This window comes from Microbacterium sp. CIAB417, assembly GCF_022788845.1.
The window spans coordinates 511,835-523,835 of sequence record NZ_JAHZUT010000002.1 but is presented as its reverse complement, the minus strand read 5'-3'; the positions used below and the strand labels follow the sequence as shown (position 1 = coordinate 523,835).

Sequence of the window (12,001 nt, the reverse complement as noted above, 5' to 3'; positions counted from 1 at the left end):
TTCGCGGCATCCGCGCGATGCCAGGGGTGATGTCGGTGTGTGAAGAGGGTGTCATGGCGTGGCTTTCAGGGACGGTCGATGATGTGGTGGGCGATGGTGGTGGCATCTCGCCAGACCCCGGCGATCGTGTCTGCGCCGCGGCCGCTGTACTGCGGCATGCCGGCCACGAACAGTCCCGGGATCCCCGTCTGGGTGCGGGCTCCCCGATCGGTTCGCGCGGCATCGGGCAGCCAGTCGTCGCCCGGTTCGAAGCCGGTGGCGAAGATCACGGAGTCCGGTGCGAGCTCGCTGCCATCAGCGAATGTCACCACGCCGGCGTCTGCGGCTGTCGCGGCGGGGACGATCGTGACGCCGGCGCGTCGCAGCTGGTCGTAACTGTCGCCGAAGACCGGTTCGGGGTGCCGCCTGCGGGTAAGCCACGAAACGGCCGGTCCAGCAGCTGCCGGGTAGCTGCCACTCGGCCGGTGTCGGCGCGGGGTACGCACGGACAAGGTGACCGTGTGAGACGCGGTCAGCTCACGGGCCAGCTGCACCCCGCTGTTGCCGCCGCCGACGACGAGCACCTTTCCCGAAGGGAGCTGGTTCGGGTACAGGTAGTCGCTGCTGTGCAGCACGACGCCAGGAACACTCACGCGTGCGGCCCACTCCGGCACGCGCGGATACGCCGCGGCGGCGGTGGCGCACACGACGTTGCGGGTCTGCACCTCCCCTGCCGTGGTGGACAGCAGCAGCGTGGTTCCGGTGCCGGGACGCTCAACCCCGGTGGCGCGGACCCCCCAGACCGTCTCGACGCGAAGACCGGCCTCGACGAAGGTGAGATAGTCGACGATCTCGTCGACGCGGGGACGCCTGCGTTGATCTCCGGGGAGTCCTCGAGGCGGGAGCGTGCTATGTCGGGCGTCGCTGAGCAGCTCCATCGAATGCCATCGGGATGCCCAGCTGCGCTGCCCCTTGCCGGCCGCGTCGATCATGACGAAGTCCTGCTGCGGACGCAGCCCCTCGGCGTTCAACGCCGCAGCAACGGCCAGTCCCGACTGCCCGGCTCCGACGATGATCACTCGTCGGTGTGACAGGCCCGTGTGCATCACTGACCACCGGAGACGGCAGCCGCGATGGCGTCTTCGAGGTCGTTCAGCGTCTGCAGTTCGAGCTTCTCCCCATCGAGGAAGAACGTCGGGGTGCTGTCGACTCCCAGAGCGCGTCCCTCGTTGAAGTCGAGCTCCACCCGTTCGGTGGTGGCGGGATCGGCCACGGCCGCGTCGTAGGCAGCCATGTCCAGTCCGAGCTCTTCGGCGAAGCCGCGGAACAGGTCGGCTCGGGATTCCTGCGCTTCGCCCCACTCCGCCTGTGTCTCGAACAGCCGGTGGTACATGTCCTCGAATCGGTCCTGCTGTGCGGCCGCTTCCGCGGCGATCGCCGCGTTCTTCGAGTTGAAGTGACCGGGCAGGGGAAAGTACCGCACCACGTAGGTGATCTGACCGGCGTACTTCTCGCGGAGATCTTCAACGATCGGGTAGAACGCGCCACACGCCTCACACTCGAAGTCCAGGAACTCCACCACTGTCACCGCATCCGGCCCACCCTCGTCCAGCACATGCGAGCCTTCCCGCACCACAGATGAGCCGCCGGCGCCGCTCCCTTCCTCCGGGGGTGGGGTGGGCCTCTGATTGACGAGGGCGTACACCACCGCGACCAACACCAGCACGACGACAACAGCGACGGAGATCAACGTCGCCTTCACAGGGGTTTTCATCCGAGTACTCCAAACCGAGCCATGGCACACGACAGAACCCGGGCGTGAGCCCGGGGCGAAGCGCCACCCAGCGAGGGGCGGCATGCCGAATGTCAGGTTCGGGAGATACTCAAATGCGTCAGCGAGAGAATACTCACCCGCGAGTAGGTCAACGGGTGGGGAAACAGCGACAGTACCCGAGGCGAAGTCCCGCGATCAGGGAGAACCCGTCGATTCCAAAGCCGGTGAACCAGCGCCACGAATACGAGCCCGCACAGCACGCCAAGAACACACAGTGCTGCACCCATCAGAGCGCTGGCTCCCGAAGACTCACCAGCCACCGTCTGAAGCTCGCCAACCGCACTCGCATCTACAGCGCTGTCACTCAACGGCTCGGGGAGCGGGGCCACGAGTGCGGACATTCCCAGCGGCGCAGGTGTGGCACCGTCGGCTTCAAGGTGTCCTGCGGCGGCGACGCCCAGCATGAGCAAGAGCGCCAGGCCGAGCCCAGCAATGATCCTCGTTATCAGAAGACGCTCGCTCAACACGGTAACGTGCGGGGTTCGAGCCGACGGGACCATCGCCGATGAGCATACCGTAGGCCTCGTCCAGACCGATGAACGGGCTCCGAGGCGAACCATCCGAACCTCCTCATGGATGAGGATGCCCGAGCACTCCCCATCGAGCAGCACGTAGGGCTTGAATGACGACGATCACCGTGGCAGCTTCACGATGCACCAGCGCCGCGCCTGCGTGTCAGATCCCACCCAAGCGCGCAAGAGGTCGAGCCCAACGGCTCACGTCAAGCTCAAGATCGACGTGCAGGCCCTCGACGGATCACGCACACGTGCGAGCAAGGGCTCGAAGTCGTGGTTCCGCACCGCCGCTGCTGCTGCCGGGGCACCGAACCTGACGCCTCATGAGCTCCGCCACACCGCGGCGTCTCTCGCCGTGCAAGCAGGAGCAAACGTCAAGGTTGTCCAACGAATGCTCGGTCATGCTTCCGCAGCGATGACGCTCGACATCTACGCCGACCTGTTCGACCGCGACCTCGAGGCGCTTTCAGACGCCATGGACCGCGCACGCCACAATGAAGTTGTGGGCAAAATGTGGGCAAACAGCCCAGATGGCGGGGACTTGAGTCGCTGACATCCGCGGAATTCCGGGGGAAACAGCGAGGAAGATTTGGCGGAGACGGAGGGATTTGAACCCTCGGTCCCCTTACGGGGACTCCACCTTAGCAGGGTGGTGCACTAGGCCTGACTATGCGACGTCTCCAGTGGCGGCTTGCGCCGAACACACCCGACCATCATAACCGGTCGGTTCGCCCCCACCGAACAGGTCCCGGATACTCGATAGCGGATGCGGTGGGCACCACATCCGGAAGGGCATGCGGTGGACCCGAAACACCTCGCGAGTTCGGCGGCGCTCGCGCTGCTGGCCGGCTTCGTCGACGGCTTCGCGTTCGTGATGCTCGGCGGCTTCTTCGTGTCGTTCATGAGCGGCAACACGACGCAGGCCTCCGCCGAGCTGACGGGCGGCGCGTGGGGCGCCGCGGGGTACGCGGGACTACTCGTCGCGGCCTTCGTCGCCGGGGGCGTGACGGGCACGGCCGTGTCGATCCGCGCACGGTCGCGCGGCGTCATGACCCTCGTGGCGCTCACGCTCCTCGTGGCCGCGGCACTGGCCGGGATTGGTGACGTGCTGGCGGCGGGACCGGTGCTCGCGGCCGCGATGGGCGCGACGAACGCCGTGCACTCCCGCGACGGCGCCGCGCCCTTCGGCATCACGTACATGACGGGTCAGCTCATGAAGCTCGCGGAGAACATCGTCGCCGCCTTCCGCGGCGGCGATCGGCGCGCGTGGATGCGGCACCTCGCACTGTGGGTCGCGATCGCGATCGGAGCGATCGCCGGCGCGGCGGCGGCGCGCCTGGTCGGCCCCGTGGCGCTCTGGCTTCCCGCCGTCGCCGCGGCGGCGACAGCGGGCGTGCTCGTTCTCCGCCGGAGAACACGGCCAGCGACGTCGTCAGAAGGATGACGCGGACAATCAGCCCCTGATCGGGGCTCACGCCCTATCGGGAGGGACCCGACGTCACGCCGCGTCGCCTCGACCTCTGAGGTCTACTTCTGCGGAACCGTGCAGGTCACCTGGCTGGCGTTCTGGCCGGGAATCGACGACGGCAGCTCGACGGCCGTGTCGGACGGCAGCGCCTCGCTGCCCTCCGTGGCCGTAGGTGCGGGAGCAGTCGCGGCCGGGTCGGGGGCAGCTGTGTCGGGCACCTCACCGGTCACCTCGACGCCGAAGCCGCCGCTCGCGTCACCGGTGAGCTGCAGCGGCCGGTTCTCACGCAGTGCCGCGAACAAGGCGTCCGCGGCACTCGAGATCGGTACGAGCCCGCTACCGGAGTAAGCGGCCGGGTACTGCACGAAGACGATGTCTTCGAACGGTACGTCCTTCAACGCCATCGCGATCTGCGCCATGCGCGTCGGATTGGCGAGCTGCTTGTCGAGCACGAGCTGCTTCTCGCGCACCTGCGTCATGGCGACGTTCGCGAAGTTCAGCAGCTTGCCCGCATCCCCGAACACGGCGTCACCCTTCAGCTTGCGCACGAGCGACGACATGAACTGCTGCTGGTTCGAGATCCGGCCGAGGTCCGAGCCGTCGCCGATCCCGTGACGGATGCGCAGAAACTGCAGCGCCTGCTGACCCTGCAACGTGTGCGTCCCGGCGGAAAGCGCCAAGCCCGTGTGCCGGTCCGAGATGTCGCCCTGCACACAGACGTCGACGCCGCCGACGGCGTCGGAGAGGTTGATCACGCCGGTCCATCGGATGGCGGCCGCGAACTGGATGTCTTCGCCGGTGAGCTCCTCGACGGTGCGGACCGTACACGGGAGCCCGCCGTACATGTACGACGAGTTGATCCGGTCCGTTCCCCCGCCCGCCGTGTTGCCGTCGGCATCCTGGCACTCGGCGATCGGCACGAAGGTGTCGCGCGGGATGGACACGACCGTCACCCGCCGCGGCGCATCGCTGATGTGGACAAGCATCGTGACGTCGTTGCGCTCACCGCCGTCATCGTCGATCCCGCAGCGCGGGAACAGGGCGAGGTCCTGCCCCTCGCACGAGTCGGTGCCCACGAGCAGCACGTTCACCCCGCCCTCGATCTCGCCGAGGCCGGGAGGCAGAGCGGGGTCGCCGTCATTACCGATGTCGACGGCGTTGTCCTGGATGGTGGCAGCGGCATCCCAGAGGTGGAAACCGACGACGCCGGCGGCCGAGGCGATGCCGACGACCACGGCGACCGCCGCGATCGACAGCGCTTGCATCAGCGGATGCGGAGACTGCAACCGCCCATGCCGGGCCACCGGAGCGCTGCGGCCGCGCCGTCTCGGCATCAGCGCAGGTTCCCGTTCGAGCACGTCTCCTCAGCGGCGGTCTGCCCCGCGATGGAGGACGGCAGCGCGACGCTGTCGGTCGGGGTGGTCGGCTGCGCCACGTCGGCGGACTGCGTCGGCGTGGGCGTCGTCGGATCGGTGGGCGCCTCAGAGGGTTCGGCGACGATCGTGCCGTCTCCCTGACTCGTCGAGCCCGTCAGCACGAGCTGCTGGTTCGCGTCGATCGCATCGAACAGAGCCTGGGCGGCGCTCTTGTTGGGCACGACCCGGTTGGCGTCGTCCGGGTCGGTGAGCGTCGGGTACTGCACGAAGACGATCTCGTTGAACGGCACTTCCTTGACGGCGAGCGCGATCTGCACGAGCGTCATCGGATTCGTGAGGCTCTGGCTCGGCGTCACGTTCTCGACGCCGACGGTAGCGAGCTTGTAGAGCGTGGCGGGATCGCTGAGCACACCCTCGCCGACGAGCTTGCGCGCGAGACGCGACATGTACTGCTGCTGGTTGGAGATGCGACCGAGGTCGCCACCGTTCCCGACGCCGTGCCGCGTCCGGAGGAACTGCAAAGCGTCCCAGCCCTGCACGTTGCGCGTGCCGGCGGGCCAGTCGATGCCCGTGTACGGGTCGCGGATGCCGTTCGCGATGCAGACGTCGACGCCACCGATGGCGTCGGTGATCTGGATGACGCCGCCGAAGGTGACGGATGCGGCGAACGGAATGTTCTGCCCGGTCAGCTCGGAGATCGTCTTCACCGCGCAGCTGAGGCCTCCGTAGGAGAAGGTCGAGTTCAGCTGCTGCTTGCTCATGGCCGATGTGGTCGAGCCGTCCGCCCGCGTGCAGGAGGGGATCGGGATCATGAGGTCGCGGGGGAAGGAGATCACCGTCACGCGACGCGGGTTGTCGGAGATGTGCAGCAGCAGGTTGACGTCGTTGAGGTCGCCCTCGGCGTCGGCGCCCGAGCATCGGTCACCGAAGAGCGCGGCGTACTCCGGCTCACAGGCATCGGTACCGGCGAGGAAGAGGTTCACTCCTCCCTCGATCGCCCCGATGTCGGGCGGCACGGCGCTCTGGCCCTCGAGCGCGACCGCGTCCTGCGTGAGGTTGGTCGTCAGGCTCCAGACGTTGTAGCCGACCACACCGATGCCGGCGACGAGCACCACGGCGAGCGAGACGGCGACGAGCTTGAAGAACTGTGCGACGGGATGCGGCGAGCGCAATCGGCCGTGGCGCGCCACCGTCTGGCGACGCCCGCTTCGGGTCGGGCTCACACGGGTCCTCTCGTATGCACAAGCTGCAGGCGCGGCGCGATCCACACGCCCTGCCCCCATAGATCAGAGCCCATCCTAGGAGTGGCGACCTGAGAACGACGTGCGGATCGCCCGGGCGCGCTCAGCGCGGTGCCCGCGGAAGCGCGAGCCGCACACTCGTTCCGCGTCCGAACTGCGACCGGAGGGAGACCTCCCCGCCGTGCCGGTGCACCACCACGCGCACGAGCGAGAGACCGAGACCCGTTCCTTCGACGCCCCGGGCGTCCTGGGCCCGCCACAGCTCCTCCCACACAAAGGGGAGGTCTTCGCCTCGGATGCCCCACCCCGTGTCGGCGACCTCGATCACGACGGCATCCGTCTCCTCCGTGCCGCGCACCTCGATGCGTGCGCCCTCGTCCGAGTACTTCACCGCGTTCAGCAGGAGGTTGCGCACGGCGACGGCCAGCAGATCCGGGTCGCCGGTGACCGGCGGCAAGGGCCACGGGACGGTGGGCAGCGAGGTCTCGACGCTGCGGTGCGCGCCGCGCGCGGCGAGTTCGTCACGCAGCGCGGCCACCTCTTCCTCCACGATGACCGTCAGATCCACGCGGGATGCCTCGATCGGCCGTGTCTCCAGGGAGGAAAGGGCGCGCAGCTGCGTGACGACGCCGCTCAGCCGCGCGGCCTGGGCCGACGCGATCACCAGGTTCTCCGACGGCGTCTGCTCCCCCGCCGCCAGCGCCGAGCGGATGGCGGTCACCGGGTTCTTGAGCTCATGGTCGAGCCGGCGCAGGAACCGCCGGTGCGCATCGCGTTCGGCGACCGAACCCTCGGCGCGGGCGGCGACGAGAGCGGCATCGCGCCGCCGCATCCGCATCGGTCGCACGACGAGCGCAAGCACCAGAACAACGGACAGGAGCGCGCCGGACACGACGAGCACGGTGGCCAGCGGCATCCGCAGCACGAGAGAGCCGTTGCCGCCGGCGAGTGCGAGCACGACGGCGAGGAGTGCGGCCACCGCGAGCGGGGCGGCGACGAGCACCAGGCGCACGGGTTTCACGACGCGCTCACCGGCGCGCAGAAGCGGTAGCCCGCGCCCGGCAGCGTCTCGATCCAGCGCGGCTGCTGGGCGTCATCACCCAGCGCGCGACGCAGTTCCGCGATGCGGTGATCGACGGCGCGCGTGGTGACGGCGAACTCGAAGCCCCAGAGAGTCTCGAGCAGGTGCTCCCTCGTGTGCACCTCGTCGGGGTGCGACATCAGGTACTCCAGCAGGGTGAGCGCCTTGGGCGTCAGCTCGAGCGTCGCGCCGTCGCGGTGCACGCGACGGGCCACACGGTCGAGCCGGAGCCCCGCGCTGACCAGCTGCGACGATGCGGTCAGCGGCTTGCCGCCGCCCGCCGTGCGGCGCAGCACCGCACGGATGCGGGCCACGAGTTCCGGCGGGTCGAACGGCTTGCCGAGATAGTCGTCGGCGACTTCCTCCAGCGCCGCGGTGCGCTCGAACGAGGCGTCCACCTTGGTCAGCATGATGACCGGGGTCCACGCATCCGCACGGCGCAGGCGTCGCACGAGCTCGCGGCCGTCCATGCGGGGCATGAGCACGTCGGAGACGACGATGTGGGGCGCGAAGGCGGCATGTGCGTCGAGGGCGCTCTGCCCGTCGGCTTCCACGCGCACATCGAATCCGCTGCGTTCGAGGAACGGCGCGAGGGTGGAGGTGATCGCCTCCTCGTCGTCCACGAGCAGCACACGGGTGCGCGCCTGGTCGCTCACGAGGCATTCACCACCCAGATCCCGATCCCCAACGCGGCGAGGATCACGACGGCGATCGCCGCGATCGTGAGGTAGCCGATCACGAGCCCCGCGATCGCGAAGCCCGCTCCGCCGGCATGGGTACGGCGGATGCGGGCGAGCGCGACGTGGCCGAAGATCACCGCGAGCAGGTTGAACCCCAGGAGCGCGAGCACGAATGAGGTGATGGCTAGCCCGTCGGTGGGGCGGGTGACGTAGACGTACTGCTGCTGCGACTGGGACATGGTGGTCATCCTCCGGTCGTGGCGCGCGCGGTGTTCGCTGCGCCGGTATCGGTCACGGCTGGGGTTCCGCTCTCCCACCGCACGTCGTTGCCGCTGCCACCGAGTCGGGCGATATCGACCGACGCAGCCTGTACCTGATTGGCGGCTCCGGTGATCTCGAGCGTGCCGATGCGATCGGCGAGCACGACGGCGCCGCTCGCCGTGACCGTCACGAGGGCGCACTCCCCCGTGATCGACACCGTCGCACCCGCCTGCGCGACGACGACCTCGCCCGAGGCGCACGACGTCTGCTGCGCCACGTCGGCATAGCGCTCGCGCAGCTCGTCGGATGCCGCGGACGGACGCACCGATGCGTCCAGGTCCTGCTCCTTCGAAGCCGACGTCGCGGGCGCCGGCGTCGACGAGGGAGCGGGGTCGGCCGCGGGATCCCCGGGCGCCTCGTAGGCGACGGAGCACCCGGTCAGGAGCACGGCGAGGGCGGCGAGCGTGAGCGGCAGCGTCTTCTTCATCGTCTCGTCCGCTCAGAAGGCCGGGATGAAGATCTCGACACGGCGGTTGAGCTGGCGTCCGGCGGGGTTGTCGACGCCGTCGATCTCGTTCGCGGCGACCGGAGCGCTCTCGCCGTATCCGACCGCGCTGAGCGACGCGCTCACACCGCGATCTTTCAGCGCGGCGACGACGGATGCGGCGCGCCGCTCGGACAGCTCCTGGTTATAGCTGTCCGAGCCGATCGTGTCGGTGTGCCCGCCGATCTCAGCCGTCGGGACGTCGAGCTCCGTCATCGCGGCCGCCAACTCGTCGAGCACGCCCGCCGAATCCGCCCGGATCTCGGAGCGGTCGAAGTCGAAGAGCACGCCGTCGCTGAGGGTGATCGTGGTGCCGCAGGAGGTGATGGGTGCGAGTGTGCCGAGCGGCGGGAAGACACCGACCGGCGCGACGGCGGGCAGCGGATCCACCTCGACGGGCTCGCCGTTGACGGCACCGGTGCCGTCGCCGTCGTTGCGGATGTCGAGTCCCTTCGCGACGTAGGAACCGGAGCCGTCGCCGTAGTTGTGGATCTCGACGTCGGCGTCGCGGTACATCGCGGAGCCGTCGCCGTAGTTCCAATGCTCGACGCCGTCGCCGGTGCGCGAGGCGGAGCCGTCGCCGTAGACCCAAGTGGCACCGTCGGCCGTGGTCACCGAGCCGGACCCGTCACCGTAGTTGTGGATCTCGATACCGTCGGCGATGTAGGAGCCCGAACCGTCGCCGTAGACGTTCGCGGTCACCCCGTTGAGGGTGAAGCTGCCCGAGCCGCCGCCGTAGTTGTGCACCGTGCCGTCGGGTCCGGTGAAGGTTCCCGACCCGTCGCCGTAGAGGAGCACCGACCCCTGCGCACTCGCCCGCTCGGTCACGTCGCCGCAGGCAGCGGGGCGCACCTCGATGCCGGGTCGCGGCGCGATCTGGCGGTCCAGCTGGATCGCGAAGCCGCCGAGGGCGCTGTCGAGCAGTGCCAGGTCGGGCATCGTGAACAGCGGGACCGGCGGCACTTCACCGGGCGCGTACCCCGCGACGACGGGAACGGTCGGCGTCGACGACGTCGACGGCGTGCTCGCGGCGACGGGCGCGGACGCGGCCGGGCGGGCCTCGGCGGCGCATCCGGCGACCAGGACGCCGACGGCCGCGACGAGGGCCAGGATGCGGGGGGCGGTGCTGCTCATGCAACGACCGTATCGAGCGGGCGCGGACCGTCGGTCGCAGGACGGTCGCACCTGTGTATCAATCCCGCGACACGGGGGTCGCGCTGCTGCTGGCGCTCTTTGCCGGGTCCCTCGGCCTGCTGAATCTCATCGGCACCCCGATCGTCGCCGCACGCGGTCGCGCGATGGCTCGCCGTGCCGGGGATGCGGCGCACCTGATCGCCGGACGCGAGCTCGCCGCCCACGCATCCGTCGCCTGGCGACGCGTCTCAGCGATCGCGATGGTCTCGTTCATCGCGGTCGTCGGCGGGGCAGGCATAAGCCTGGTCGCGCTGGCCGGCGACGACGTGGCCGACAGCGGCACGGTGTTGGCCGACATCCGCACGGGCGTGCTCGTCACGCTCGCGTCGGCCTTCCTGCTCCTGGCGTGTTCCGTCGGGGTGACGCAGGCCGCATCCGTGCTCGAGGACCGGGAGCCGATCGTGGGCCTCGACCGTCTCGGCGTTCCCGCGTCCGATCTCGCCCGCGCCCGGCGCATCACCGTGCTGCTCCCCCTGCGCTGGGCCGCGCTCGGCGGCGCGCTCGCGGGCATCGCGCTGAGCCTGCCGATCATCGGCATCACCCTGGTGCTGGCGCCGACGTCGCTGCTGATCATCGCCGGGACGTTCGCCGTCGGCGTCGCGCTCGTGCTGGGCTCACTCGCCTCGACCGAACCCCTCGTGCGATCGATCCGGCGGGAGGCCGCCTGATCCACACGGCCAACCCGTGGGACGTCCTCGTGGGGCAGAGCGACCTGCCGCTGACGGCGGGCGTCGACTACATCACCGCGGACGTGCGCGCGAGCGATCCCGCTACGCTCGTGACCCAGGCGGCCCCGAAGGTCGCGGATGCGTCATTTAGCACCTACACGAGCCAGACCGCCTCGCTCACGGACGCGTCCCAGAGACTCAGCGATACCTTCATCGTCCGCGACTTCGGCCAGGGCGCGGTCTCTGGCCTGCAGTTCCGCCTCGGCGCGAACAGCATCCCCACCACGTTCTGTCTCGATAACGTCTCTCTCATCGAGGAGGACTCCGTGCCGCCCGGCGCGGCCGCCAACCTCTGGGACGTGCTGGTCGGACACAACGACATCCCCCTGCCCGGGCGCGACGGCCTTCCGGCTCGACTTCACCGCATCCGCCGCGCGGCCTGAGCACACGATGAGGCCCCGGCGGGTGATTCCCGCCGGGGCCTCGTCGTGCAGCCCTTGCCGCCGGGCGGGCCGGGCTCGCCGTATGGATCCGACACCTGCACCTGCCCGAAATCCTGCAGAATGCGCGTTCCACATCCATTCGCTCTCCTGTCGAGCAGGAATTGCAGGAGTTCGGGCGAAAGGACTTCTGCGAACGCGCGGATTAGTGTGCGGCGTCGTAGGCCTCGAGGACGGCGGCGGGAACTCGTCCGCGCGCGCTCACCTCGTGACCATTCGCCGCGGCCCATTCGCGCACGGCACCGAGGTCACGCGTGTCCTTCTTCGTGCTGCGACCACGCGTCGTGGTGCGCGATGCACTACCGATGGAGCGCCCCGCCTTGATGAACGGCTTGAATGCCTCACGGAGCTTTTCGGCGTTCTTCTCGGAAAGGTCGATTTCGTACGAGCGCCCCTCGAGAGAGAAATGGATCGTCTTTCCCTCTTCAAGAACTTCGCCGTCGAGGTCGTCGATGAGTCGGGTGAAATGCTGTTTGGCCATAGCTCGGGAGTATGACACATCAACCTTTTGCATTTCGGCATCTTGCGCGCCGAAAGAAAACTCATGCGCGGAAACAATGCATTCTTGGTCGGCATGCCTCGGGCAGCGTGGGCCCAACTCCGTTCGAACCCGCTCAGCTCGTCATAACGACGAAAGCGAGCCCCTGCGGGGCCCGCTTT

General features: G+C 68.9%; 14 protein-coding genes and 1 tRNA gene. 4 read left to right on the top strand and 11 right to left on the bottom strand.

The features are described 5' to 3' along the window. Positions 1–65 precede the first annotated feature (65 nt). On the bottom strand, positions 66–1,058 hold the full coding sequence (locus tag KYX17_RS09160; protein ID WP_243226685.1) for an NAD(P)/FAD-dependent oxidoreductase: 993 nt from the start codon (positions 1,056–1,058) through the stop codon (positions 66–68). A gap of 26 nt (positions 1,059–1,084) precedes the next feature. Beyond that, positions 1,085–1,753 (bottom strand): thioredoxin domain-containing protein, encoded by a 669-nt coding sequence (locus KYX17_RS09155; protein ID WP_243226684.1) that lies wholly within the window; start codon positions 1,751–1,753, stop codon positions 1,085–1,087. 678 nt (positions 1,754–2,431) lie between these two features. Between KYX17_RS09155 and KYX17_RS31995 the strand changes: the two genes are divergently transcribed. Further along, positions 2,432–2,881 (top strand): tyrosine-type recombinase/integrase, encoded by a 450-nt coding sequence (locus tag KYX17_RS31995; RefSeq protein WP_374208933.1) that lies wholly within the window; start codon positions 2,432–2,434, stop codon positions 2,879–2,881. 37 nt (positions 2,882–2,918) lie between these two features. On the opposite strand, the gene KYX17_RS09145 is transcribed toward KYX17_RS31995, so the two are convergent. Further along, a tRNA-Ser gene (locus KYX17_RS09145) sits at positions 2,919–3,010 on the bottom strand. Positions 3,011–3,127: 117 nt separating this feature from the next. Between KYX17_RS09145 and KYX17_RS09140 the strand changes: the two genes are divergently transcribed. Further along, positions 3,128–3,772, top strand: a complete 645-nt coding sequence (locus KYX17_RS09140) for a YoaK family protein (RefSeq protein WP_243226683.1) — start codon at positions 3,128–3,130, stop codon at positions 3,770–3,772. A gap of 83 nt (positions 3,773–3,855) precedes the next feature. On the opposite strand, the gene KYX17_RS09135 is transcribed toward KYX17_RS09140, so the two are convergent. From KYX17_RS09135 to KYX17_RS09105, 7 genes are all read right to left on the bottom strand, one after another. After that, the gene (locus tag KYX17_RS09135) at positions 3,856–5,061 is read right to left on the bottom strand and encodes an LCP family protein (protein ID WP_243226682.1); all 1,206 of its coding nucleotides are present in this window, start codon (positions 5,059–5,061) and stop codon (positions 3,856–3,858) included. 68 nt (positions 5,062–5,129) lie between these two features. Beyond that, positions 5,130–6,395: an LCP family protein gene (locus tag KYX17_RS09130; protein ID WP_243226681.1), complete on the bottom strand. Its 1,266-nt coding sequence runs from the start codon at positions 6,393–6,395 to the stop codon at positions 5,130–5,132. A 121-nt stretch (positions 6,396–6,516) separates the two neighbouring features. Further along, on the bottom strand, positions 6,517–7,434 hold the full coding sequence (locus tag KYX17_RS09125; protein WP_243226680.1) for a sensor histidine kinase KdpD: 918 nt from the start codon (positions 7,432–7,434) through the stop codon (positions 6,517–6,519). Next, positions 7,431–8,150, bottom strand: a complete 720-nt coding sequence (locus KYX17_RS09120; protein WP_243226679.1) for a response regulator transcription factor — start codon at positions 8,148–8,150, stop codon at positions 7,431–7,433. The genes KYX17_RS09125 and KYX17_RS09120 overlap by 4 nt, the downstream gene beginning before the upstream one ends. Next, on the bottom strand, positions 8,147–8,413 hold the full coding sequence (locus KYX17_RS09115; RefSeq protein ID WP_243226678.1) for a DUF4190 domain-containing protein: 267 nt from the start codon (positions 8,411–8,413) through the stop codon (positions 8,147–8,149). The genes KYX17_RS09120 and KYX17_RS09115 overlap by 4 nt, the downstream gene beginning before the upstream one ends. 5 nt (positions 8,414–8,418) lie before the next feature. Further along, positions 8,419–8,922, bottom strand: coding sequence for a DUF3060 domain-containing protein (locus KYX17_RS09110; RefSeq protein WP_243226677.1), 504 nt, complete (start codon positions 8,920–8,922; stop codon positions 8,419–8,421). Positions 8,923–8,934: 12 nt separating this feature from the next. After that, complete coding sequence (locus KYX17_RS09105; protein WP_243226676.1) at positions 8,935–10,113, bottom strand: OmpA family protein; 1,179 nt, start codon at positions 10,111–10,113, stop codon at positions 8,935–8,937. Positions 10,114–10,166: 53 nt separating this feature from the next. On the opposite strand from KYX17_RS09105, the gene KYX17_RS09100 reads away from it, so the two are divergent. Then, complete coding sequence (locus tag KYX17_RS09100; RefSeq protein ID WP_243226675.1) at positions 10,167–10,841, top strand: hypothetical protein; 675 nt, start codon at positions 10,167–10,169, stop codon at positions 10,839–10,841. A 29-nt stretch (positions 10,842–10,870) separates the two neighbouring features. Continuing rightward, positions 10,871–11,284, top strand: coding sequence for a hypothetical protein (locus KYX17_RS09095; protein WP_243226674.1), 414 nt, complete (start codon positions 10,871–10,873; stop codon positions 11,282–11,284). 202 nt (positions 11,285–11,486) lie between these two features. Here the strand turns inward: KYX17_RS09095 and KYX17_RS09090 are convergent, their stop codons facing one another. Then, on the bottom strand, positions 11,487–11,822 hold the full coding sequence (locus KYX17_RS09090) for an Lsr2 family protein (protein WP_243226673.1): 336 nt from the start codon (positions 11,820–11,822) through the stop codon (positions 11,487–11,489). Positions 11,823–12,001: the final 179 nt, after the last annotated feature.

Coding starts and splice junctions, on each gene's coding strand:
- KYX17_RS09155 (WP_243226684.1), bottom strand. CDS start 1,753: ATGAAAACCCCTGTGAAGGCGACGTTGATCTCCGTCGCTGTTGTCGTC.
- KYX17_RS09135 (WP_243226682.1), bottom strand. CDS start 5,061: ATGCAAGCGCTGTCGATCGCGGCGGTCGCCGTGGTCGTCGGCATCGCC.
- KYX17_RS09115 (WP_243226678.1), bottom strand. CDS start 8,413: ATGTCCCAGTCGCAGCAGCAGTACGTCTACGTCACCCGCCCCACCGAC.
- KYX17_RS09110 (WP_243226677.1), bottom strand. CDS start 8,922: ATGAAGAAGACGCTGCCGCTCACGCTCGCCGCCCTCGCCGTGCTCCTG.
- KYX17_RS09105 (WP_243226676.1), bottom strand. CDS start 10,113: ATGAGCAGCACCGCCCCCCGCATCCTGGCCCTCGTCGCGGCCGTCGGC.
- KYX17_RS09090 (WP_243226673.1), bottom strand. CDS start 11,822: ATGGCCAAACAGCATTTCACCCGACTCATCGACGACCTCGACGGCGAA.